Origin of the sequence: Undibacterium sp. Di26W, assembly GCF_049340265.1 — a bacterium.
Taxonomy (GTDB): Bacteria; Pseudomonadota; Gammaproteobacteria; order Burkholderiales; family Burkholderiaceae_D; genus Undibacterium.
Genome location: NZ_JBMPOR010000001.1, coordinates 193,530 through 218,368, shown reverse-complemented (window position 1 = coordinate 218,368; position 24,839 = coordinate 193,530). Strand labels below are relative to the sequence as shown.

Here is a 24,839-nt window from a genome sequence, read left to right as displayed (position 1 = left end):
AAGTCAATCTGTGAGAACGGCTCGACCCGGCAATTGTGAATCGCGTCGGGGGGCGGCAACGACTGTCGCCCAGCCGTCAGCCCAAGGGGCTAGTGGACTGTAACAGTTGAAACAGAAGTGAAAGACGCTTGCCCGGCGATCAGGGTAAGACGCAAAGCACAGCGATAGTGAACTATCGCGAGCATTTGCAACGCAGCCATGGTCGTCGCGCAAGCGGAAGGCACTCTGTTTTCAATTGTTACAGTCCACTAAAGGGGTTGGCGAATAACCACTTCCTGTCGATAGGATTATTGCGCTACTTGCAGCTGAACGGCGTTAAGAGCTGGAATCTGGGAAAACACTTCGGCAATGAAATCCATGAATACCACGGCCCGCGTCGGCAGCAGCCTGTTTGCAACGTAGATGATTTGAACCGGGACCGGAGGGGCAGTGTGTTCCGTCAGCAGCAACAGCAAATTACCGTTCTTGAGCCCTTCCTCGAAAAGCCATTCCGGTCCATGTCCGATCCCTAGTCCCGCATTGACCGATTCGCGTACGGCCTCAGGTGAGTTGACACTGAGCCTGCCGGATACCGGAACCTGGGTATCCCGGAAGCGCCACGTGGTACCTGTCGACAGCAGGGTGTAGATCACACAATCGTGCCCGCGTAGATCATCCGGTGTGACGGGAACGCCGCGTTTAGCGAGATAGCCCTTACTGGCTACGAAAACGCGCTCGAACAAACCGATGCGCCGCGCGCGCAGTGCACTGTCTTCCAAATGCCCAATCCGAATCGCCAGTTCAGCTCCTTCATCTAACAGACTCACATAGCGATCATTGATCTGTAGATCCAGCGCCAATCCTGGATAGCGTTCCAGGAAAGCGGGGACATGCGGCAACACAAATGCATGGGCCAGAGCGGTCGGGCAGGCGACGCGCAGCAATCCGGACGGATCGACGTTCTCCCTGAAGGACGATTCTGACTCGTCCACGGCGTCAAGTATGCGCCGGACTTCCGCATAGTAGCGTTCTCCCTCTGGCGTGAGGACAAGCTTGCGCGTTGACCGGTGCAGCAGTCGAGTTTGTAGATGTTCTTCCAGCGCCGCCACATAGCGACTGACGTTCGGTTGCCCCAAGCCCAAGTCGCGACCGGCAGCGGAAAAGCTGCCCGTCTCCACCGCACGCGCGAAGCACGTCATCACAAGAAACAGGTCCAAAGTTAAATCTCCTATTCATGCACTACAAGCATGAAACATATGCAAAAACGCTATCTTATCGAATTTCAAGCATGAGCGCATAGTTCTCCTCACGGCAGGTCAGCCAAGCTTGGTTGGCCACGAATCATCTACAGGAGAACTTTTATGTCCCGCTTGCAAGGCAAACGTACACTCATCACCGGTGGCACCAGTGGCATTGGCCTCGAAACAGCCAAGCAGTTCCTCGCCGAAGGCGCACGCGTCATCGTCACTGGCGTCAATCCGGATTCCATTGAAAAGGCCAAGGCGGAACTTGGCACCGAGGTTTTGGTACTGCGCGCAGATTCTGCCAACGTGGCCGCTCAGAAGGAATTGGCACAAGCCGTCCAGGCGCACTATGGCCAGCTCGATGTCGCCTTTCTCAATGTCGGCGTATCCGTTTGGGTGCCGATCGAAGCGTGGACGGAAGAAATGTTCGACCGCTCGTTCGACATCAACGTCAAGGGGCCGTACTTCCTCATCCAGGCGCTGTTGCCTGTCTTCGCGAACCCCGCATCGGTGGTGCTCAATACGTCGGTCAACGCGCATGTCGGCGCGGCACATTCGTCGGTATATGCCGCGACCAAGGCTGCATTTCTGAACATGTCGAAGACGCTTTCGAGCGAACTGCTAGCACGCGGCATTCGCATCAACGCCGTCAGTCCTGGCCCGGTTGAAACGCCGCTGTACGACAAGCTCGGTATCCCTGATGCCTACCGTGACCAGGTCAACAAGGACATTGCCGCAAGCATTCCGTTCGGTCGCTTCGGCACGCCCGAGGAAGTGGCCAAGGCGGTGCTGTATCTCGCTTCCGACGAGTCCCGATGGACTGTCGGCTCCGAAATCATCGTTGACGGCGGCCGCACGCTGAACGGCTGATTGCAGACGACACATGAAGGAGCGCTCTCATGCCGCCTCTTTCTGCCTGCGCCAGCATTTGCCGGATCAGAAAGCACTGTTGGCGATTAATCCTCTTCATGGCGCCGTCTGGACTTAAGCGTCTATCCGTGCCCGGCGGACCCTCTGATGGCCAGCATCGGTTTACTAATCGGTTCACAGTGTGCCGATAAATTCCCGGACAGCCAGCGTGAAGGCTTGCGGTTGTTCGACATAGCCCAGATGCGAAGCCTGAGCCAGCATCGTCAACTGCGCACCGGGGATGTTGGCCACCAGTGTGCGCGCCATCTCCACTGGTGTGCCCTGGTCCAGCTCGCCAGCAATCACCAGCGTCGGCGCGGTGATAGCGTCCAGCCGGGCAGTTGTATCGACTGCACCGACCGCATGACAGCAAGCAATATAGCCTGCTGCATCTGTGCTGACCACCCGGCGGCGAAAACGGGCGACCGTGGCTGCGTGATCGATGCGAAACTGCTCATGAAAATAACGGCCCATCACAGCATCGGCGATGGCTTCGATGCCACCCTCGCGCACGGTAGCGATACGCTGGCGCCAGGCCTCCCGCGCGGCATCGGGATAGCCTGAAGTCGTATGGGCCAGCACCAGTGCCCGTATCAGCGACGGATGGCGGAGTGCCAGTTCTTGCCCCACCATCCCACCCAGCGACAAGCCTATCCAGACGACCGGCCCGGTATCCAGTTCACGCAGCAGGCTTGCTGCATCGTTGGCCAGATCGGCCATGTTGTACATGCCTGCGGGTGTTTCGGAACTGCCGTGGCCGCGATGGTCGTAGGCGATCACCCGGCAATCTTCAGCCAGCAGTTTGGCGAGGTCGTCCCACATGCTCAGGTCACAACCCAGTGCATGGCTCAGTACCACCGTATGGCGCGGCACCTTGCCGTTGCGTGGCAAGCGGGTAGTGTAGTGCAGTGCCGGTTGACCAGTGCTACGGTCAGCGTGACCAATGCCGGGGTGGCAGGTAGCATACGGTGACAGCGGGGCAAGTTCATAGCCGATCTGTGGCCCCACTTCACGCAAGATCACTTGTGCATGGGTAAACGCGGTGTTGGCAGCAGGCACGCCAGCATAGATGGCTGACTGTATCAAGACCTCTTTCAACTGGTCCGGCGTCAGGCGGCTAGTGTCATCGCCCAGCAGTGCGGCCCGCACATGCAGATCGAATTCTTCCCAGCGTCCCAGCGCAATTGTGATGGCAAGGACAATGGCACGCCGGGTCTGTTGCTCCAGACCTGGGCGGCCCCAGATTTCATTCCAGGCAAAGCGGGTGATCAGGTTCTGAAATTCGGCGTTGAAGCTGTTGGCGCCGGCCAGCGAGCGGTCCACCCAGGCATCGCCCAGGATGCTGCGGCGATTGTGTAGTCCACGCTCAAAATCGTGGTCGATAGGATCAAAGCTCATGCGATAGTCCTGTGATAAAAGTGGGTAGTATTTTGTGCCGCAATGTCGCTGCGCAGGCGGTCCAGCTGTTGCCGTGCCAGACGCTGTGCCGGTGCGGTAGCGGCGACGGGATCGAATAGTGCCGCCAGGGCGGGCAGATCAACTTGTTGGCGCAAGCTGGCGTCGGCTTGTACCGCATCAGCCAGCACATCCGCCAAATGACGCCGGTTGGCCAGCGCTTCGCCGCTCATTTGTTCCAGCAACCGGTGAGCCGCCGGACGGCCAATGCTGGCTGCCAGTGCCGCCGATGCTGCTTCGGCAAATACCAGCCCTTGCAGAGCGTCGATATTGCGTAGCATACGGCCAGTATCCACTTGCAAGCCTGCAAAAGCGTCGTTCAGTGCCTGTAACGCGCCGTGCGCGCTAAGAAACAGACCGGGCCACTCGGCAAGTTCGGCTTGCCAGTTACCCAGCCCGCGTTCGTGTTGCTGCCCCATGCTGGCCAGTAGCGCCGCACCATGCTGCGGCGTGCGGATGGCTGCCGCCAGCGTGATCATGGACGATACCGGATTGCGTTTGTGCGGCATGGCAGAAGAACCGCCACGCCCCTGGCCAGACGGTTCAGCCAGTTCGGCGATTTCACCTTGTGCCATCAGACTGACATCGGTCGCGATCTTGCCCAGGCTACCCGTCAGGACTGCGACTTCCAGCCCCAGTCGCACCCATTCGTCGCGTTGGGTGTGCCAGGCGGCGTCCGCCACCTTCAGGCCCAGATCAATGGCCACGCGTGCCGCCACCGCAGCGCCTTGCTCACCCATTACGGCCAGGGTGCCGACTGCGCCACCCAATTGCAGTTGCAGGGCCCGTGCCGCGCACTCGCGCAGGCGTGCGCGTGCACGCACCAGCGGTGCCAGCCAACCAGCCACTTTGAAGCCAAAACTGCTGACTTGCGCCGGTTGCATCAGCGTGCGTGCCAGCACCGGCGTCGCGATGTGCTGGTCTGCCAACTGCAGCAGCCGCCCGGTCAGGTCATGCAAGCCATCGTCCAGCCACTGCAGTGCATCACGCGTGGCCAGCACCATGGCGGTGTCGATCACGTCCTGGCTGGTGCTGCCCCAATGGACGCGCGTCGCCGCTTCTGCATCGTACAGCGCCACGGTGCGTGTCAGTTCATGCACCAGCGGTATCGCCAGACTGCCGGCGCGGCGGCCAGCATTGACGATGGCCGGAATGTCATAAAGCTGCGCATTGCAGACGCCAGCAATGGCACGCGCCGTCGCCGCCGGAAGCAAGCCTTCCTCAGACTGGGCCTGTGCCAGCGCTGCTTCAAAGCGCAACATGGCTTGCACGATCGCTGCATCGTCAAAGACGGCGATCATGTCCGGCGTGGTAAGGAAGTTATCGAAAATGGATACGCTCAAGAGAACTCCGCTGCAAGGTCATACATAGTCAAAGAATGCGGTTTCCTTATCGGTCTGCATCCAGATATCCCAGTGATAGGTGCCGGGCGCGGTTTTGCGGGCGATCAGGGTAGGGCGGCGATTTTCCGGCACTTGTTGCAGTATGGCAGATTGTGCCAGACCGCTGTCGTCATCCAGGAAAATGGCGGTGAACTGGTGCTTGACAAGGCCACGCGCGAATACGGTGATGAAGGTGGCCGGCTCACCCTTGGTGGGTGTTTCAGTTTGTGAAAGCCGCAAGCTGAAACGGCCCGCGTCGTCACTTGGCACGCGGCGAAAACCCGGCAGCGCTTGTGCCGCTTCCGCGCCAGCTTCGGCCGGTTGCCAGGCTTCAATCTGGGCATCATTGACAGGCTGGCCATCGCCGTCATAAATAGCACCGCTAATGGTGATGGTGGCTACTGTGGTTTCCAGCCGTGTTGCAGCGGTGGCATCCACGGCCCATTGCCAGGCTTCATGCGAGAAGGGACCGATAGTTTGTGATGTCGTGATATTGCTCATGCGGGTTTCTCCGTTAAATGCCCATGGGTGTAGCGTCGCGGCCACGCAGTACGATGTCGAATTCATAGCCCAGCATCTTGTCGCTGTCTGTATGTTCCAGGCTGTAGCGCGAAATCAGGCGCTGGCGTGCGGCCAGGTCCGGGATGCTCTGGAAGATAGGGTCGTAGTCGAACAGCGGATCGCTGGGGAAATACATCTGGGTGACCAGGCGTTGTGCATAGACATTGCCGAACAAGGAAAAGTGGATGTGCGCCGGACGCCATGCCTTGTCGTGATTACCCCATGGGTAAGGACCGGGTTTGATGGTGATGAAGCGGTAACGACCATCGCCATCAGTCATCATCTTGCCAAAGCCGTAGAAGTTTGGATCGAGCGGTGCCTGGTGCTGGTCGCGTTTGTGCCAATAACGGCCAGCGGAATTGCATTGCCAAACTTCAATCAGCGAATTACGTACCGGTTTGCCATCCTCATCAAACACCCTACCGGTAACAACGATCTTTTCGCCCAGCGGCTCGCCCACGCCATGCGAGGTCAGGTCTGTGTCGTTAGGCAGCAGGATGCGCGGTGAGGGCACCAGATTGTCAAGCACTGGCTGGTCTGCCTGGATACGCAACAGCGGCTGGGTAGGGCCGCGCTTCAGCGTGGACTTGTAGGGTGGATAGATCAGTTCCGGATAGACGCCGGACGCGATAACATCGAATTTCAAGACAGGTCTCCTGTTATTAAGATTGTGTGAAAACCATGGTATGAAATGTGTCCCGGCATCACAATACACAGTATGCAGGCAGTATTCGCTATACGCACGAAATGTGCGACAATCGCACAAATCCACATAAATTCTTTATTTTCCTGTCTTATGTCAGCAGAAACCGAACTTCCCGCCAAGCGCGACATGGTGGCTGGCCTGGAAAAAGGCTTGCAGGTGATCGCTGCCTTCGACCAGGAGCGCAGCCGCCTGACCATTGCCGAAGTAGCCGAGCGCACCGGCTTGACGCGGGCGGCGGCACGCCGCTATCTGATCACGCTGACCCATCTTGGCTACATGCGACATGACAACAAGCTGTTCGCGCTGACGCCGATGGTACTGCGTCTGGGGCAATCCTACCTGCATTCAGCACGCTTGCCGCGCATTGCGCAGCCCTTGCTATACCGGCTGGCTTATTCGTTGGGTGAAGCGGCATCGGTTGGCGTGCTGGATCACGATCAATTGGTGTGTGTGGCTGCCGCCAGCGCCGGGCAGTTGGTGTCAGTCACGCTACAGCCTGGTACCCGGGTGCCAGCCTACTGCACTGCTAACGGACGGATACTGCTGGCACATCTGCCACAAGAGCAGGTCAAGCAATTCCTCGAGCGCGCCCAGCCGGAACAAATCACCGAATACACCATCATCAACAAGCAGCGCCTGGCACTGGAGATTGCCCATGCCCGTGCGCAAGGCTATGCGCTGGTGGACCAGGAACTGGAGTTGGGGCTGCGCACTATCGCCGTCCCGCTCAAGAACTTTCGTGGCGAGGTAGTGGCAGCCATGAACATCAGCGTGCATGCCGGTCGCATGCCGCGTGAACAAATGGTGGAGCGATGCCTGCCGGCACTGATCAAGATCCAGGTTGAGTTGAATGCCTTGCTGTGATACGGCTAGCTTGGGTTAGAACGTGTTTACGATCTTACTGCGCAACCGCGTCTTAATTACTGCGAAATTCCTTGGGTGTCAAACCCATGCGTTTTTTGAACAGGCGACTGAAGTAGGCCGGGTCCTGAAACCCCAGTTCATAGGCGATGCTGGCGATGCTGGCGGGCAAATAAGTCAGCTTGCGGCAGGCTTCCAGTATCAGTCGGTCTTGTGTGATGTCAAATGCCGATTTGCCCGATAGTTTAAGACACAGGCGGTTCAGGCTTACTGGCGAAGCACGCAGCGCAGCCGCATACTGGTTGAGCTGCCATTGATCCTTGTAATGCTTCTCCACCTCAGCGCGGAAGTGGCTAAATAATTCAAAGTCGCGACGCCCCGACTGATCAACAAAACGGCGTTCTTCATTCAGGCGCACCAGCAGCAGCAAGGTGCTGCGCGCCAGCCATTCCAGCATCAGCGTGTGGCCATACTGCGGCCAGGCTGCTTCCGTCAGTAAATTTTGCAACAGTGATTCCAGCCGCGTGCGCAGCTCAGGATGGCCCGCCAGATCGATTGCCAGTGGCTCCACGAACAGTGAAGAGTACAGATCGCCATGATTTTCTGCCACTGCGAAAACCACGTTCTGATCCACCGTCAGCACATAGCCATGCGCCTCTGTCGAAAAATCAAAACCATGCACCACCGACGGATGGATGGTGATGACGGTCGGCGCGCTGCATTCCCAAACAGCGCCATTGATGCTCGCACTGACCTCGCCGCCAAAAAGAAAAAGTACCTGAAACAAGCCACTGTGGGTATGCTTTTCGATATGCCAGTGGTGCACCCGGCTGCGCGTTTCTATGAGTTCGATGTGCACAAATTCGGCACTCTGGCCCTGTGTATACTCGCCATACAAACCAAACTGTGGGATGTCGGGTGGTGCCGGTTTTGCATTGCGGGCCATGGATGATCGCATTGGTAAAAAATGATGGTGTGTCGAAATAGTACAAGTTTTAAGCTGTTTCATCCATTTTTTTTCGACCGGTCCGGCGCTACGATGACGACATATTAAAACCATATCGGAGACATCATGCGTACCCAAGTAGCCATCATCGGTGCCGGCCCTGCCGGCTTGCTGCTATCCCATCTGCTACATTTGAACGGCATAGACTCCATCGTACTGGAGTCGCGCAGCCAGGCCGAGATTGAAGCAACGATCCGTGCCGGCGTGCTGGAACAAGGCACCATGGATATTCTGAAGAACGCCGGCGTCGGTGCCCGCATGCAGGCCGAGGGCGCGCTGCACCATGGGATAGAACTAGCCTTCGATGGCCGTCGTCACCGCATTGACCTGAGCGAACTGACCGGCAAGGCCATCACCGTATATCCGCAACATGAAGTGATCAAGGACCTGGTGGCTGCCCGGCAGGCAGCGCAAGGACAGTTGCTGTTCGAAGTCAGTGAGGTGGAACTGCATGGCATTGACACTGTTACGCCAACGGTCGGCTTCACCCATCAAGGTGCAGCGACACGCATCGAGGCTGATTTTGTCATTGGCTGTGATGGCTACCACGGTGTCACGCGGCCAGCGATGCCGTTACAGGGTCGTCAGGATTACCAGCGCACCTATGGCTTCGGCTGGTTCGGCATTTTAGTGGAATCAGCACCATCATCCAATGAACTGATCTATGCGCAGCACCAGCGTGGTTTCGCCCTGGTCAGCACGCGTACACCTACCGTGCAGCGCCTGTACTTCCAGTGCGATCCTGCCGATCACGTCGACAACTGGTCGGATGACCGCATCTGGGGCGAATTGCATGCACGTCTGGAAAACAACGACGGTTGGCGGGTCAATGAAGGACGCATCTTCCAAAAAAATATCATCGGCATGCGCAGTTTTGTGTCTACGCCCATGCAGTCAGGCAGATTGTTCCTGGCCGGCGACGCCGCGCACATCGTGCCGCCCACCGGTGCCAAGGGCATGAACCTGGCGGTGTCAGACGTGCATTTGTTGGCACAGGGGCTGGAACAGTTTTACCACCAGGGGCAAGAAGACCGGCTGCACGGCTACACGGCAGCAGCCTTGAAGCGCATCTGGCGCGCCGAGTATTTTTCGTGGTGGATGACCAGCCTGCTACATAACTTCACTGACGCCAGCCTGTTCCAGCGTGAAATGCAGCGAGCAGAACTGGAATGCGTGGTCAGCTCACGCGCCATGGCAACGGCGCTGGCAGAAAATTACGTCGGCGCATTTTGATCAGTTCGATCAGTTCGTCGTTACATATCGCTCGCTATCTGTCGCCCAGCCTTGCGGCTTGCGCCGTCATATATCCTGCCAAGAGCATCAAAACTTGCGAGGGCGCTTGAACCCAGGCCCTCAGCAATCTACTGGTGTGCCGATGCGGTGTAATCCACCACGTACTTTCCGGCGTGCTCCAAGAACAGTTCGAACAAATCGCCGCCCAGGCTGCGCACGATACCGGAATCACTGTGCGGCTTGCTGCTGCTAATGAAACGTAAGCTACCCTTGCCACCCATACTTACGATACTGATCCGTTTTTCGTTGACGGCGACAGTGATATCACCATACGGTGTTGGCACCTTGCCCTCTATCCATTTCAAGCCACCCAGATGCGGTGCGACAAGATACTCTGCATAGCCCGGCTGGGTCGGTGTTACCCCCAAGTAGTATTTGCCAAGCAAGTAGAGCGGACTGGCTCCCCATGCATGGCACAAGCTCTTGCCAAAGGCCTTGCCATACATCGCGTAGCGTTCAATACCGGTCTGTTTGGGATCGTACTCCTCCCAGAAGCAGGTCGCGCCATCGCGCAGCATGCCGCCCCAGTAATCCTTTATTTGACGAATGACATAGTCGTGCTGGCCGCTTTGGGCCAATGCTGCCAACTCATAAAAGCGCATATACGGTGTGGTGATGGCCGGTACATTGTCGTTCAGCAGCACATTGTGCTTCACCGCTGCCGCCTGGTCCTCATCCAGATAGCCCAGCGTCAGCGCAAGCATATTGGGATGGCGCGTCACCAGGCGGTTCAATTTTCCATTCTGATGGCTATGGATGAAAGCCTGCTTTTCTGTATCCCAGAACGTGGCCTTGATCTTGTCCTTAAGCTCATAGGCTAACTGACGGTACTGGGCCGCATGCTCCCGGTCCTGGGCGATGTCGGCGCAATCGGCCATGCTCTCCAGGCTGCGTGCGAACAGCAACTGGATGACGCTCAGTTCACCATCCTTGGGCATCTTGGCCCAATCGACGAAAACCCAGTCGCCGGGCCTGCCTTCCAGCATGCCGTTGGCGTTGCGCCGCTTGAGTACGAAGTCCATCAAGGTGACCATACGCGGATACACGCTTTTCAAGAACGCAGCGTCGCCCGTATATTGATAATAGTCGCGGATGCCGATGAACCAGTAAAGCGAGTAGTCGAGAATTGTATTAACGTGCATGTCGACTGGGTCTGCCCCGCGCAGTGCCCAAGTGGTCCGCTTGACGGCTTCGTTGTCGAAGAAGGTGTAGTAATTCATCAGGTAGGTCTGCACGGCATCGCCGGCCCAGACCCAATGGTCGCGTTTGATACCGTCAAGGAAGAATTCGCGCGTGTTCAATTCCAGCGAACGCAGAGATACGTCCCAGATGCGGTTCAATTCCTCGTCCGAGCTTCTGAAGCTGCCGTGGCGGGTCAGCGGCAGGTATTCGTAGAGCAGCGACACACCGTCCACGCTCATCCCATCGCCGAACTGGATGTTCACGTAACGCAACGCGCGCGACTCGGGTGCCACGAATTCACCGTCGCGCCCATTGACACTGAACCGGTCCAGCGTTTCGCCGGTCTCGGTAGCCATGGCCTCTTCCAGAGTCTCGCCATAATGAAAGCTAAGCTTGCCGCTGCCTTTAAGCTGCTTCAGCTTGACGAAGCCTATCGTCTCCTGACCAAAATCCACCAGCAGCGACTGTACCCCCGGCTTCAGGCTGGCAGGCATTATTTCCTGCGTTGACAGCTTGAATTGCGATGGACGCCGGTCCTCACTGTCAAAATTCCAGCGTGCGGCATAGACCGCGCCTAATTCAGACGACCTGGCGTTCGGGCGCGGCCCCACAAGCCAACTGTCGTCGGATTGGATGCTTGGGCCTTGCACAAAAATGGCAGGCGGTGTCACAGGATTGAACACCTGGAAGTTGAGCCTGTGTTTGCCTGCCGGGACATGGATGTGGTGTTGGTCACCTTGTACGAGGCGACCGTCGATGGTCGCAGCGTGCCGGCCTTCGACATGCACCGTGATGTCTTCGGCAACAGGCAGGTTCACCTCGCGGGTGAAGTTGAGCTGGGGCTGGTGGCCGTACAAACGCCAGAACGGCATGAAATAAGCATCGCGTTCGATACGTTTAACCTGCATCTGGTTGCTCAACCAGATTTCGAAGTCGCCGGGATACCAGATCCATGTTGCCTGGGCCCGGACATTGCTCACAGCGCTGGCGAGCAGGAGCAGGGCGCCTATAAAAAAGGATTGTCTGTACAATGTCATGGTCGAATAGCAGGCTTGAGGACGTTATCGCATTTGGCAAGAACTCTATTGTAAGGCACCGCTATGCTGTGGGCGCATTCTGTTATGTTATCCCATGACGCAGCAATTGTGAAAATCACCAAAGACCCAAACGATATTTGGCAAGATGTGCGAACCTCATTTGAGTTCATTTAAGCTCATTTGATTTTTATCAGAGGTTTTAAGTGCCCCCCACGTAGCGCATCAACACTGAACTTTTTCCGAATGCTATTCAATCCACGAATCTTCATCATCAGCCTGATCTTGTGGCCATTTGTTACATTGGCGCAGCAAATGCCGTTGCAATATTATACGCAGCACGATGGCCTCAGCAATTTGTCAATTAGTACGATGGCTTTCGATCAGACAGGCTATCTCTGGATAGGCACCGAGAATGGTTTGTTTCGATATAACGGCGCAGGTTTCCGGCGTTTTTCGCAAGAAAACGGTTTAACAGAACCTTTCGTGACTGCCATCCATACCGACCCACAAGACCGGCTTTGGGTCGGTAGCTACGACAATCTTTATCTCAAATCAGGTGAGCGTTTCCTTCCTGTTTTAAATGCCGGAAAGAAAATGAATATATGGCCGGGACAGAACTTTGCATCCTTAGCCAATGGTTCACTTTTGGTAATCGGCGACAAACGCCTGTATTCGCTGACACTGCATGACGGCACGCCGCAGATACATCCTTTTTTCTCTGACGAACAGATCCGGCAACAGCCGGTATTGGGAGACATCGCCAGCATCCATGCTGATACCAATGGGACACTATGGATGGGGTGTAGCCAGTCACTTTGCCAGTATGACCCGCAAGGGCTTAAAGTATGGAGTAGCGCACACGGCGTCCCGGTTGAAAAGTGGAGCAATATTATCCGGGACCACAAAGCGCAGTTATGGGCACGCGGCAGTCAGCACATCGTTTTGTTACGATTACAAGAGCTTCGCTTTGTCGATCGTACACCGCCTGGCAATATTCTCAACAAAATTGGCTTGGTCAACTCATTGACGGTAGATTCTGAGAACCGTGTCCTTAGCAATACCAATCAAGGTTTAATTCGTTGGGATAAAGACCATTGGGAAGTCTTCGATGCGCGAAACGGCCTGAGAACAGGCGGAGGCCTCAATGCCTTGTTATTTGACCGGGAAGGCAGCATGTGGCTGGGGGCACGCGGGCATGGTCTGATTAATTGGCTGGGTTACGGAAATTGGGAAAACTGGACCACAGCGCAAGGTGTGCCCGACGACGTAGTCCTGTCTTTCTTGCGGGACCAAACAGGCATGCTACATATTGGCACCCGCTCGGGACCTGCAAGCATGCGGCAACACGAAAGACACTTTGTACCCGATAAAAGCAAGCCTGACTACAATAAGCATCAATGGGCAAGGCTAGTGTCAGACAAAGATGGCGTGGTATGGGGCTCCACTTATTCGGGTTTACTGATGCGATATGATGCTGGCACTGGCTTTGCCATTCAGGTTGCGACCCTGCCTCTGATTTCGGGCATGCTGGCTGACCATAATGGTGGACTTTGGCTGGCTACAGAGAAGGGCGTATTTACTGTCGACACAAGCTCACCTGGCAGCTTGGTACGCCAACCAGCAGAACTTGAAGCTATTCCAGTTCCGAAGAACGAACCCTTCGTTGACCTTTGCCAGAACGCTAATGGTGATATCTGGTTTCTTTCCGAACATCGCTTGTTGCGCTTCAATGGAAAACACTGGGACAGTTTCCGTGTTGGCACAGAGGGCGATGGCGCAGCGATGGGAATGATCAGTTGTGCTGGTGATGGCTCCCTGTGGCTAGGCAGTGACCAGGCCGGTCTGTGGCGGGTCGAGATTGGTAAAAATGGCATCCAGGCTTCCCGGCAAGAAGTCCCCCTGCTACGCGGCAAGATCATGATCTCTTTGCATGAAGACAGCCGTGGCTGGCTGTGGGCCGGTACTGACGCAGGTATCGCAGTATGGAATAAAAAGCTATGGCGTTTCTTCAACCAGAACCACGGTCTGGTATGGGATGACATCAACGGCCACGCGTTTTATGAGGACAAGGATGGATCAATGTGGATTGCGACCAGCAACGGCATGTCTCATCTGCTGCAGCCGGAACGACTGTTTACCTCACATCAATTGAATGTGTTAATTGAAAGTGTCACTCAGGACGGCAAATTCTCACCGAAAAACAAGTCATTGCACTTGGCCTGGTCTCCCGAACCGGTGGAACTGACATTGGCCAGCCTGAGCTTCCAGAACCGCGCTGCACTCAAGTTCCATTACCGTTTGGCTGGGCTGGAAAAAAATTGGTCGGAGTCATTCAGGCCAGACATACGCTATACCGCGTTACCGCCAGGAAGTTATCAATTGGAATATTTTGTAAGCAATGTAGAGGCACAAACTGTGTCTCCGTTGATGGCGCAGGCATTGCTGATTCAACCGCCATGGTGGAGGACTACGCCATTTTATTTTGTGTGTGGTCTTGCGGCAGTCTTTTTTTTGCTCACCCTTCATCGTTACAGACTACGCAAATTGACCAGACGGCAGTTGCAAATGGAAGCACTGGTCAGCGAGCGTACGAGAGAACTTGAGCTTTCCAGGGAAGAGTTGCGTGTACGCGCACTACGAGATGGATTAACCAAGGCGTGGAATCGTTCTGCCTTGATAGAAATCCTCGACAAAGAACTGATAAAAGCATCACGGCAACAAACACCTTTATTATTGATTCTGCTGGACCTGGATCACTTCAAACGTATCAATGATACCTATGGACACCCAGCAGGTGACACGGTGCTGCAAGAGGTGGTGTTGCGATTGGAAACTGTAGTGCGGCAATACGATGCGGTAGGGCGCTACGGTGGTGAGGAGTTCCTAGTCTTGTTGATTGACCTGGATCTGGAAAAGGGAAGAGGGCGTGTCGAAGCCTTGCATCAAATCATACAATCGAAACCCATACAACTCCAGGGACACCCCGCGATTACAGTGACCGCCAGTTTCGGTGTGAGCGCGTTCGACCCGCAGCATCCAAAGACGTCGTCCGAACTGATCGCTCAGGCAGACATGGCTTTGTATCGCTCGAAAGAGCAGGGGCGCAACCGGATTGAATATATAGACAGTGAGAACCGTCATGCGCCTGTAGATCATTAGATGAACGTGCATGAGCTGCCCTGACACTTCTGCAAGCAGGTATCACTGAACTCCATTGGATATGATCAAAATTTACTCTTTCGAGAAAAATGCCACACATCCAGGCATTATTTAGGCTTGACCAAAACTTGTTCAGCAAACCAATTGTGTGATCAATCAATTATCAAAATTCATAGGCATGAAAAGCGCGCCGTCTATCAGACTGCATCATTAACTCAGATTGGCAGTAGCATTTTTTCAACCAGAGATGAGCTAACTCTGTCCCAGTGATGACCAATGCCTGACGAACTTGCTATTGCGGTCATATGCACACTACGCTATAAATCAGAAATGCCCTTGATAAAGCTAATGTGAGAAGTATCAGCAAGGTATAAAGATGCGTTTATATAAAAATTACCAAGACTTTAAAAGAGAAAATGACTATGGTTCAAGCTGAACGTCCTCCAATAGACGAGACCTCACTGCGCGAACTGGTGGAAACCTTGCGCTCGCGCGCTGAAAGGTTGGAGTCATTAGATAAGCTGGTATCTGCACTTAAGCAAGAAGCCGAACACCATTACCAACTGGCAGACTCTTTGAAGCATGGCCTGGAATTGGTTCAGCAAATAGTGGAAGAACGCGAAGCCTTCTTCAGTCTGTCATTGGATATGCTGTGCATTGCTACCACCAGCGGGTACTTCCATAAAGTCAATCGGGCATTTGAACGTACGCTGGGGTATACACAAGAAGAATTGTTATCGCGCAGCTTTCTTGATTTTGTACATCCAGAAGATCTTGAAAAAACCCGGCAAGAAGTAGACAAGCTGCGCATGGGTATAGACACCATCAGTTTTGACAATCGCTACCAGCACAAAGATGGTGGTTATCGCTGGTTGAACTGGACTACGCCGGCACCTATACCAGGTTCTAATTTTCTCTATGCCGTTGCGCGTGATGTCACCGAACAGCGTCTGCGCGATGAACGTACCTTGTACCTGGCTTCACATGATGATTTAACCGGGTTGGCGAATCGCTGGCGCTTTAACGAAGAACTGAAAGCCAGTTTCGCCAGGCTAAAACGTCATTCGAACAGACAATTCGCAGTGCTGGTACTTGATCTGGACCAGTTCAAACCCATCAATGACACGTATGGTCATCAGGCTGGTGATATTGTTTTGCGTACGATAGGCGAACGCCTGAACGCAATTAAAAGAGAAACCGATGTATTGTGCCGCCTTGGCGGTGATGAATTTGCACTGCTTGCACCAGATGCCAATGCTGGTGAAGCAAGTATGATCGCAGAACGCATGCGCAAGGAAATCATCCTTCCTATCAGTATTGGCGAAGTAGACGTGACCGTTGACGTCAGCATTGGAATCGCCATGGCAAAAGAACATTCCGGTGATACAAATGACTTGCTCAAACTGGCAGATGACGCCATGTACCAAACCAAACGCAGTAAGGAAAATAGTGTGCTGTGCACACAGGCTGATGTAAATACAGATTGATGGAAAAGAGGTGCTACGCGTAGCTTGCCCTTGAAGAATTGGCGGGAATACATCCCTACTTAGGACCAAACAATCCGATCTTGCTACCAACGATAGATAATCTGCAGCGGCTAACACTGTATTAAGTGTATTTTAAGAAACGACCTGGAAACTGGTCGTTTTTTTTGGGGCCTGTCGATTGCCATTGCTATTTCACAGACTTCCCACGTACACTTTTGCATTCGCTTTTAGGCGCACTCTATCAATGGAACGAACAACGAGATCATGAATAATTCAACGCATCTAACTTTTCATATGGTCACGCGCGCTAGTGTCAGCAGTTTGGTCGCAGCATTTTTTTACCTGACATCCCCCGCACAGGCAGCATCAGCATCGCCCAGCATCACGGCAGCATCTGCGGAGATGCGCTTCAATTTCTCACATCAAACCCAACCCGGCGCTACCAATGTCAATTGGAATGATAGTACAGGCGCACCACTGTTCGACGCCAAAGCCGGATACGGTTTTATCGAGCAGACCGGTGCTTTCCCTGCGCGTGTGGTACACACTGCGCAGATTCGCAGCGATGGCAATGGTTTTGTGATTAGCGAACCGGCGTTTGAAGCAGAGGAGGGCTTCGGGAAAGATCATTACAATAATTTCGGCATGGCGTTTCGAATCAAAGCTGCACCCGGAGCCTACGCTATCCGGGTACGCACCACATCGGATGCCAGCGATACCACTGTATCGGTCTCGGGCATGCAAGCCAGTCGCTTGACTTCTTCTACATTCTGGGATGCTGCGGGCTTGTTGCCGAATTTAACGCGTATTACTACCAGCGGAAAAGACTGGTCTTACCGCTACGTCAATGGTCAACAATTCATCGATATCGAAATCGAACCGAAGAAACTCAATACACCGGTTGGCGTCGAAGAAATCATCATCACACCGATCCCGGCGCAAGCGCGTCCAGCCAATGTGCTGCCAACCATCTACACCTTGGGCGACTCGACCATGAAGTCGTATACCTTCGACGAGGCACCGATGAGCGGCTGGGGACAAGTTTTCGGCCAATTGTTTGATCTGAAAAAAGTCAGGATCGTCAATTATGCACAGGGTGGGCGTTCGTTCCGTAGTGCCTATTCTGAAGGACGCTTCAACGATCTGTTGATGAGTGGCTATATGGGCGATATCGTGCTGATCCAGTTTGGCCACAATGATGAGAGTCAAGACGAAATGCGCCGGCTAGGACGCGGCGCAACCGAAGCCATGTACGAAGCGATGATCCGGGATGTTTACCTGCCTGCGATTCGTGCGCGCGGTATGCTGCCGGTACTGGTCACGCCGATGTCGCGGGTCAACGGTGCAGCCAAACCAGATTATGTCTACGTCAACTCATTTAACAAACGGCACTTTCCCGATTTAATGAAAAAAATTGGTGCTGAACTCGGTATCACCGTGATCGATCTCAATTCGCTCAGCGTCGAGTATTTCAATCAGAATGGTGTTGTAGCAACCACGGCGATGGTAATGTCGCTTGAGGCAGGCGAAACGCCGGGTAAAACCAATGACGGCAGTTATGCCAACGGCCATCCGGCCCAGAAAATAGACGGGACACATTTTAAGGAATCGATGGCGAAGCAATATGCGCGCATTGTAGCAACCGAACTGGTGCGTCTGGGCAAAAGTGGCGATCCACTTGCAGCCCATATTGCCGCCTCACTCAGGGGTGACGTTCAGTCAGCTATTGCCGCCAAGGACTGGAGCACGATTTATCCAGAAATTGCCAAGGACATCGCCAGTGGAGAAAACGCCTACTACCGGAATCAGATCGAAAAACTATTGCAACTCGGCGTGCTGCACAAAGATGCGCAAGGATATTTCAATCCTGCCGCCACCATGCAGACCAGTGAATTCATCACTGCACTGTGCACATTGATGCAGGTGCAGCGTGCCACATTGACTCAGTATGCGGACGCTCCCCTAACATTAACGCGTGAAGTCATGAGTGGAATTCTGGTTGACGCCTATCACGCCAGATTCACAAGCAAGCCGAAGTACATGACTGCCTATAACGGCAAAACCCTGGTGCCGGGCATGTCTGGCTACGACCCGAATCTGGATAGCGGCGCAAAGGGCGCAATGTATTATCCGCTGGTAAGCTGGAATCAGTTGACAGACGCAGTTGATGTATCGCCAGCTTATCTGGATAAATTCAAAGACGCTTACGAACTCGGCCTGATCCGTTCCGAAGCAGGTATTGCACGCGGACGCATGATCAACGGAAAAGAACTGCAGCCAAAGCTTCTGGTCAGTCGCGCCAAGGCAGCCAAAGCACTCTATTTCATGTGGGTACTTGCACAACCACCGCAACGCGAGAATGATTCGCAGACATTACAGTAATGCGGGGGGGCGATGGTTCAACCGCAATACAGCCGCAATAGCAACATCCTTAATACAGCACGTTAAGCGCAGCAGCAGGGGTGCTGTCAGATGGGTGCCCGTTGCCGCTGTCGGAACTCTGCCGGGGTGCAGGCGACTTCCCGTTTGAAAAACTTGCTGAAATTGGTGGCTTCCTCGAAACCCAGCTTCTCTGCGATGGTGGCGACATGCAAATCCGTATGCGCCAGCAGGCGCTTCGCTTCCAGGTTGATGCGAGCAGCAATGAAGGTTTTGGCTGTCATACCCATCGCGGCCATTACTGCCCGCGCCAGACTTTTTTCCGTGTAGCCGAGTTGCTTGGCATAGTCGGCCACTTGGTGCCATTGAGCGAAACGCTCTTCCACAAGTTGCTGGAAACGCTTGAAGCGTTGCGATGCAGGAGAAGCCAGCGGCTCTTGTGCTTGTCGTTGGCCATGCAGAATGCTCAGACGCATCAAGAGTGCATGGATCTGATGGCGCAGCAGTGCATGGATGTCCTCCAGCGACGCGTCAATCAGCGTATCCTCGCGTATCTGCCAGATAGAGTCCATCACCTTCCCCAGCTCAGGACTACTAAGGATCAGGTGTTCCGGCAACCTTTCCAGATCGAGCGCGCGCTTGAGATCGCGGGACGGCGTTGAAGCGGATAAGACGAATTCCGGGCGGAACAGAAGATTCCAGCCGTCCCAATCGTCACCCTGTCCATAGTTGTGGGCCTGTCCTGCTCGCACCAAAAGCAGCGACCCCGGTTCACAAGAGATCGACTTAAAGTCGACCATCTGGGTGCATTTGCCCTGCGTGACGCACACCAAGGTATGGAACTCGTACCGATGCGTTATTCGCATTTCTTTGCCGGCCCGATGCCTCAGGTCGGCCACACTAAACACTTCCAGGTCGAGTTGGTAGTGTGCTTGCGGTCGATAGCCCAGACGCCCAATATCGCTGTTGGCCTTCGCGCTTTTTGACGAGGACTGAATTGACTTCCCCGTTTTATATGGCCCTCTTTTTGATCTTAATGTCTTAAAAGTATCATTCATTGTCCAGTTTGTACCGTTTTATTTGGTCAAATATGTCCAATAATAACCATATATAAACCACTTTGAAAAGGACTAGTAATGAAGGCAGACGTCAGCAAGATCACCGAAACCATCCTTGCCCTGGAGCTGGGAATCAACGAGCGCTGGAACAAAGGCGATGTCGACGGCGCGCTGGAGATGTACAGCGAGGACGTAACCTATTTCGACCCTATGACTGAGATGCGCCTGGAAGGTCGCAAGGCTGTGGACGGGTATTTCCGCCAGTTCTTCGAGGGCAAGCTCAACATCTTGCGCAACGAGTTCCCCAACCCACAGGTGATCGTCAGCGATGGCGGCGATCTCGCGGTGCTGCACTACAACCTGATCAACCTCGTTCCTGATGGACAAGGTGGCGAGAAGCAGGGCACCCCGTGGAACTCCACACAGGTCTATCGCCTCATCAATGGCCAGTGGCGCGTGGTGCATGTGAACTGGTCGTTTACGCACAATATAGCCGCCTTGCAGGCCATGATGTCTTGAGAACGTGTTTGCGATCTTACTGCGCGAGCGTGATCGAGGCTCATGCGCTGCTCAAAATGCTCATGTACTTAGTAGTACATTCCGCTTTTTGCGCGGCTCTTCACCCCGCTGACGCTCGCTCGCTACAGATCGTAAACACGTTCTGAATTCTTGCAATGAAAACCAGCACCTGCCGAGGCTTGCCCGGCGTTTTCTTTCTCACCACCCGCCTTGCCGGGAGTAGCGTCCCAGCGCTGGCATAAGCATCTTTCACAACCCGTCAACACAGGAGCACACCATGAACAACATTGATATCGCCAAGACCTACATCAAGGCAGTACAAACTAACGACCAGGCAACACTGGGCAGTATCATTTCACCCGATGTGATCTGGCACCAGCCAGGCAAGAACCGGTTTTCCGGCACGCACCGGGGCATGGCCGCCGTCGGCCCGATGCTGGGCACAATGATGGAAGTGTCCAAGGGCACGTTCGCAATCACCCATGCCGACCACTACATGGCCAACGGGGATTGGGTCGCCATCACCCTGGAGTTCGCTGGCGAGGCCAACGGCATGAAGCTCAAGCAACCCGGCGTGGACCTGATTCGCGTAGAGGGTGGCAAGATTGTCGAAATCCGGCTGTTCTCCAGCGACCAAAAGCAAGAGGACGCTTTTTGGGGACAGTGAACTCCCGCTGTTACGCGGTGAATCTCAGTCTTACCCCTGCGGGAGCAGCGCCACTCCCATCAAGCGGCGTCGCGTTCGGCTCCCGCGATGCGCTCACCAGGGCGGCGTTTTGCTCGACAGGACGGGTCAGTAGACTGGAAAAAGAGAAAATCTATTCCGCTAAAGCAAAACAATAGACGTCCTATATTCCTACAATTTGGTAAGCACGTGTCCGATATCGTCAGTGATTAAATGGTTTTAAGATTTGCTGCGTTAAGAGATGTATTTCTCTTTAACGAAATCCCTGAACCAGCAAAAAGATGCTGAAAGCAGGCGCGAATATCGGCAACTGAGTTATTAAGTCACCCCGCGAATGAAAACAGCCACACCAATTTAGACACTATTGATAAGGAAATATCATGAACACCGAAGACCTGATCTCTACCTTGGACGATTTGATAGAAACCAGCAAAGATGGCGAAGAAGGTTTCAAAGTTTGTGCTGAAAACGCCAGCGGACGCCATCCTCAACTCAAAAGTATGCTGGCAGAGCGTGGACGTGAATGTGCCGCTGCTGCCAGGGAATTGCAGGACCTGGTGCGTAGCCATGGTGGCAACCCTGAAACAAAAAGCAGCATATCTGGCACTTTGCATCGTGCCTGGACCGACATCAAAACTGCCGTTACCGGTAAGGACGATGAGGCGGTATTGAACGAATGCGAACGCGGCGAAGATGTTGCCGTACGTGCCTACCGTAAAGCGTTGGATAAAGATTTACCTCCACACATACGTCCTATTATTGCCCGTCAATATCAAGGCGTCTTACGCAATCATGACCAGATCAAGGTCTTGCGTGACCATGTCCGTGTAAATGCCTGATAACAACGGGCAGGGCGCTCTGTTCTGGCGTCGTGACACAGTAATGATTTTTGCCTATTGCGTCCGCTATTGTTGTTGGTACGGTAATTTTTGGCTGCATGTTCACATCCATGCCACTCCTTACATAGGTTCTAATTCATTGAAAAAGGGATCACACCATGAGCAGTGTAAAGGTACCTGATTATGAGTTGTACTATTGGTCCGTACCGTTTCGTGGTCAGTTTGTCCGAGCGATCTTGGCATATGCAGGGAAGACCTGGGTTGAAACAGACGACGCGTCAATCTTAAAGATGATGAACGGGCCAGTAGAGAACATGCTGGTACCATTCATGGGCCCACCTGTACTTGTCGACAAAAAAAATAATTTCGCCATCGCTGAAATGCCAGCGATCGTGCTCTATCTTGGCGAAACGCTCCACCTTATGCCAGCGCCCCCGGCGCTTCGCGCAATGACTATGAAGACGGTGAATGATGCCAATGACGTTATCGATGAGATTACCTTGGATGGCGGACGCGAAATGTGGACGGAAAAGCGCTGGCATGACTTTATTCCCCGATTACAAAAGTGGATGTCGCTATGGGAAGAGACTGGCATCCGTCACGGCATACAGGCAAAAAGCGGATTTCTACTGGGCGGTGAGGTGCCTGGCATTGCTGACGTTGTGACATCCACTTTGTGGTCGACCTTGGCGGAACATTTCCCAAAAATCAAGAATCTCCTTGAAGAGACCGCCCCCATGACCGCAGACTTGTCACGACGGGTCGCAGCTCTACCGCCTCTGGCCAAATTGGCAGCCAAAGCACGTGTAGACTACGGTGACGATTATTGCGGCGGCAAGATAGGGGCATCAATGCAAAAGATAATAGGTAGTTAGTTAATTGAGGGGGAATCATATGCCTGGCTTGAGACTGAGCCAGTTGCTAAACTGCGGGCCAAAACCCGCGTACTTGACCGCACGTAATTTATCCAAAATGTTCAATCATTAACTCGGTGAATACCCGGATCTTTCGTGCGGGGTGCCGTCCTGGTGGTCGGACGACGTAAATTCCAGCTTCAGGGAGTGGATAACGACCCATGACAGGGATAAGAGTGCCCGCAGACACAGCTTTTTCAGTCAAAAAATCTGGTAAGGATGCTATGCCGAGACCTGCAATGGCAGCCGCAGCAAGAGCCACTCCGCTATCCGCCTTGAACCGACCCTGCGGATGAACGGCTATCGTCTTATTTCCGTCTACGAAATGCCACGTTTCAGTGCTTTGCATGAGCACTTGGTGTGTGAGAAGTTCGTCAGGCGTTTCAGGAGCGCCATGTTCTTTGATGTAGCCGGGACTGGCGACGAGTTTTCCACGAATTGCTCCGATGCGCCGTGCAATTAGATTTGAGTCGCTCAAATAACCTACACGAACGGCGCAGTCAAAACCTTCTCTAATGATGTCGACGAAATGATCACTGTAGCATGTATGCACATGAAGAAGAGAATGCCTTAGGGCGAACTCTGCTAACATGGGTGCGAGATGTGTCATGCCGAATGACATTGGTGCTGCAATCCGCAAACTACCACGCAAATCACCTGCAGGCAGTATCGTTTCTCGCGCAACCTCGATCTCGGCACAAATACGCGCTGCGTGTTCGCGGAACGTGACACCTGCTTCAGTAAGCGCAGCACCGCGGGTTGTTCGTGCGAGGAGCTGGGCGCCGAGATCCGATTCCAATCGGAACAAACGCCGACTGACGATAGATTTAGAAACACCAAGCCTTCGGGCAGCGGAGGAAACGCCACCAGAGTCGGCAACTTCAACAAAGGTATGCAGGTCTTCAATATCTAACATGAACGTTCCAGATTTTGCGACACAGATTATCAAAAAGGAAGGCTAGCATACCACGCAACGGAACGATATCCTTTGCTTCTCGGGTGGCTAGGTCTCTTACGCCATTTTGAAATCAAGCTGAAGCAGGGCGCAAGCCCATGTCTGATGTTGAATCGGACACGTTACCTTAATCAACTAAACAAACGGAAAATGACCATGAGCAAAACCGGACTGCAAGCACTTCTTCGCCCCGAGGACAGCATCCTCGTTCTCATCGACCATCAACCCTACCAGTTCACCAACCTGAACAGCCATGAACCGACGATGATCATCAATAATGTCATCGGTCTTGCTAAGACGGCGAAAGTCTTTAACGTGCCAACTATTCTGACCACCGTGATTGAAGAACGCGGCGGTTATATCATCAAGGGGCTTCAGGATGTTTTTCCGGAACAGAAGCCGATTAATCGTACTTTCATCAACACTTGGGAAGACTCGAATGTTACCGACATCGTGAAGAAGAGCGGTCGCAAGCAGCTTATACTAGCCGCACTTTACACTGAGATCTGTCTCGCCATGCCTGCTATCCAGGCGCTGGGGGAGGGTTACGACGTGTTTATTGTCACCGATGCGTCGGGTGGTGTCTCATTGGAAGCCCATGACATGGCTGTGCGCCGCATGGTTCAAGCAGGCGCAGTGCCTATCACCTGGATGGCTGTGCTGGGAGAATGGCAGCGTGACTGGGCACGTGAAGAAAGCGCGGCTGGAGTCGCTGGTGTCGTTCTGGAACACGGTGGTGCCAGTGCTGTCGCCTTAGCCTGGGAACTGCAACTTCTCGCCAGCCGTGCAGGCACAGGAGTTTAATGATGTCCACCACCACAATCGACTATGACGGCTTGATGCAGGCCAACCTTCTGCGTGTTTTTGGTGAACACGATGCGGGGCGGCGTATCGAGGCGATTCGAGAACTTTATGCGGAAGATGCCGTGCTGAACGAGCCGCATGCGTCAGCCAAAGGCCATGTTGCGATTTCAGAAGCTATTACTGAGCTGCTTGCTCGCCTGCCGCCGGATTTCGTTTTTCGCGCACGGGGCCCAGCGATGGGGCACCACGGTATTGGCTGCCTGAAATGGAGTTCCGGCCCGCAGGGCGGTCCTATAGCCGTCACGGGTATGGATATCGCGCATTTTGAGAATGGTTGTTGCCGCTGACCGAAAATTGACCCACTTAAGAGGGTTCTGCTGATTCAAAACTGACCCAGGTGTTCTACTTGTCCTGCCTAATTTTTA

General features: G+C 54.0%; 21 protein-coding genes. 12 read left to right on the top strand and 9 right to left on the bottom strand.

Translation table 11 applies throughout. From position 1 onward, the window contains the following. Positions 1-287: 287 nt before the first annotated feature. Entirely contained in the window at positions 288-1,196 is a 909-nt protein-coding gene (locus ACO0LM_RS00915; protein WP_423033433.1) for a LysR family transcriptional regulator, read from the bottom strand. Between the two features lie 144 nt (positions 1,197-1,340). Between ACO0LM_RS00915 and ACO0LM_RS00910 the strand changes: the two genes are divergently transcribed. After that, a complete protein-coding gene (locus tag ACO0LM_RS00910) occupies positions 1,341-2,093 on the top strand; it encodes an SDR family oxidoreductase (protein ID WP_423033431.1) in 753 nt (250 codons plus the stop codon). Between the two features lie 174 nt (positions 2,094-2,267). Here the strand turns inward: ACO0LM_RS00910 and ACO0LM_RS00905 are convergent, their stop codons facing one another. From ACO0LM_RS00905 to pcaH, 4 genes are read right to left on the bottom strand one after another with little or no spacing between them, the layout of a single operon-like run. Beyond that, on the bottom strand, positions 2,268-3,530 hold the full coding sequence (locus ACO0LM_RS00905; protein WP_423033429.1) for an alpha/beta fold hydrolase: 1,263 nt from the start codon (positions 3,528-3,530) through the stop codon (positions 2,268-2,270). Next, positions 3,527-4,930: a 3-carboxy-cis,cis-muconate cycloisomerase gene (pcaB, locus tag ACO0LM_RS00900; protein WP_423033427.1), complete on the bottom strand. Its 1,404-nt coding sequence runs from the start codon at positions 4,928-4,930 to the stop codon at positions 3,527-3,529. The genes ACO0LM_RS00905 and pcaB overlap by 4 nt, the downstream gene beginning before the upstream one ends. An 18-nt stretch (positions 4,931-4,948) precedes the next feature. Next, complete coding sequence (locus tag ACO0LM_RS00895; protein WP_422981818.1) at positions 4,949-5,470, bottom strand: protocatechuate 3,4-dioxygenase; 522 nt, start codon at positions 5,468-5,470, stop codon at positions 4,949-4,951. A gap of 13 nt (positions 5,471-5,483) precedes the next feature. Then, complete coding sequence (pcaH, locus tag ACO0LM_RS00890; RefSeq protein ID WP_423033425.1) at positions 5,484-6,176, bottom strand: protocatechuate 3,4-dioxygenase subunit beta; 693 nt, start codon at positions 6,174-6,176, stop codon at positions 5,484-5,486. A gap of 150 nt (positions 6,177-6,326) precedes the next feature. On the opposite strand from pcaH, the gene ACO0LM_RS00885 reads away from it, so the two are divergent. Then, a complete protein-coding gene (locus tag ACO0LM_RS00885) occupies positions 6,327-7,100 on the top strand; it encodes an IclR family transcriptional regulator domain-containing protein (protein WP_423033423.1) in 774 nt (257 codons plus the stop codon). 52 nt (positions 7,101-7,152) lie between these two features. On the opposite strand, the gene ACO0LM_RS00880 is transcribed toward ACO0LM_RS00885, so the two are convergent. Beyond that, positions 7,153-8,043 (bottom strand): helix-turn-helix domain-containing protein, encoded by an 891-nt coding sequence (locus tag ACO0LM_RS00880; RefSeq protein ID WP_423033421.1) that lies wholly within the window; start codon positions 8,041-8,043, stop codon positions 7,153-7,155. A gap of 126 nt (positions 8,044-8,169) precedes the next feature. On the opposite strand from ACO0LM_RS00880, the gene ACO0LM_RS00875 reads away from it, so the two are divergent. Next, positions 8,170-9,336 (top strand): 4-hydroxybenzoate 3-monooxygenase, encoded by a 1,167-nt coding sequence (locus ACO0LM_RS00875; protein WP_423033419.1) that lies wholly within the window; start codon positions 8,170-8,172, stop codon positions 9,334-9,336. A gap of 128 nt (positions 9,337-9,464) precedes the next feature. On the opposite strand, the gene ACO0LM_RS00870 is transcribed toward ACO0LM_RS00875, so the two are convergent. After that, positions 9,465-11,615, bottom strand: a complete 2,151-nt coding sequence (locus ACO0LM_RS00870) for a family 78 glycoside hydrolase catalytic domain (protein ID WP_423033417.1) — start codon at positions 11,613-11,615, stop codon at positions 9,465-9,467. A gap of 243 nt (positions 11,616-11,858) precedes the next feature. Between ACO0LM_RS00870 and ACO0LM_RS00865 the strand changes: the two genes are divergently transcribed. The 3 genes from ACO0LM_RS00865 (at position 11,859) to ACO0LM_RS00855 (ending at position 18,643) form a co-directional block, all read left to right on the top strand. Beyond that, positions 11,859-14,774 (top strand): diguanylate cyclase, encoded by a 2,916-nt coding sequence (locus ACO0LM_RS00865; protein WP_423033415.1) that lies wholly within the window; start codon positions 11,859-11,861, stop codon positions 14,772-14,774. Between the two features lie 416 nt (positions 14,775-15,190). Then, entirely contained in the window at positions 15,191-16,261 is a 1,071-nt protein-coding gene (locus ACO0LM_RS00860) for a diguanylate cyclase domain-containing protein (RefSeq protein ID WP_423033413.1), read from the top strand. A gap of 264 nt (positions 16,262-16,525) precedes the next feature. Continuing rightward, positions 16,526-18,643, top strand: coding sequence for a GDSL-type esterase/lipase family protein (locus ACO0LM_RS00855; protein WP_423033411.1), 2,118 nt, complete (start codon positions 16,526-16,528; stop codon positions 18,641-18,643). A gap of 86 nt (positions 18,644-18,729) precedes the next feature. On the opposite strand, the gene ACO0LM_RS00850 is transcribed toward ACO0LM_RS00855, so the two are convergent. Then, positions 18,730-19,698, bottom strand: coding sequence for an AraC family transcriptional regulator (locus ACO0LM_RS00850; protein WP_423033409.1), 969 nt, complete (start codon positions 19,696-19,698; stop codon positions 18,730-18,732). A 78-nt stretch (positions 19,699-19,776) separates the two neighbouring features. Here ACO0LM_RS00850 and ACO0LM_RS00845 point away from each other — a divergent pair, with 78 nt between their 5' ends. From ACO0LM_RS00845 to ACO0LM_RS00830, 4 genes are all read left to right on the top strand, one after another. Next, positions 19,777-20,217: a YybH family protein gene (locus ACO0LM_RS00845; protein ID WP_423033407.1), complete on the top strand. Its 441-nt coding sequence runs from the start codon at positions 19,777-19,779 to the stop codon at positions 20,215-20,217. Between the two features lie 277 nt (positions 20,218-20,494). Then, positions 20,495-20,884 (top strand): nuclear transport factor 2 family protein, encoded by a 390-nt coding sequence (locus ACO0LM_RS00840; protein ID WP_423033405.1) that lies wholly within the window; start codon positions 20,495-20,497, stop codon positions 20,882-20,884. 398 nt (positions 20,885-21,282) lie between these two features. Beyond that, entirely contained in the window at positions 21,283-21,741 is a 459-nt protein-coding gene (locus ACO0LM_RS00835) for a PA2169 family four-helix-bundle protein (protein ID WP_423033403.1), read from the top strand. Between the two features lie 158 nt (positions 21,742-21,899). After that, a complete protein-coding gene (locus ACO0LM_RS00830; RefSeq protein ID WP_423033401.1) occupies positions 21,900-22,616 on the top strand; it encodes a glutathione S-transferase in 717 nt (238 codons plus the stop codon). 88 nt (positions 22,617-22,704) lie between these two features. Here ACO0LM_RS00830 and ACO0LM_RS00825 read toward each other — a convergent pair whose 3' ends face one another. After that, positions 22,705-23,571 (bottom strand): LysR family transcriptional regulator, encoded by an 867-nt coding sequence (locus tag ACO0LM_RS00825; protein ID WP_423033399.1) that lies wholly within the window; start codon positions 23,569-23,571, stop codon positions 22,705-22,707. Between the two features lie 195 nt (positions 23,572-23,766). Between ACO0LM_RS00825 and ACO0LM_RS00820 the strand changes: the two genes are divergently transcribed. Further along, entirely contained in the window at positions 23,767-24,414 is a 648-nt protein-coding gene (locus ACO0LM_RS00820; RefSeq protein ID WP_423033397.1) for a hydrolase, read from the top strand. Beyond that, the gene (locus ACO0LM_RS00815; protein ID WP_423033395.1) at positions 24,414-24,761 is read left to right on the top strand and encodes a nuclear transport factor 2 family protein; all 348 of its coding nucleotides are present in this window, start codon (positions 24,414-24,416) and stop codon (positions 24,759-24,761) included. The genes ACO0LM_RS00820 and ACO0LM_RS00815 overlap by 1 nt, the downstream gene beginning before the upstream one ends. Positions 24,762-24,839: the final 78 nt, after the last annotated feature.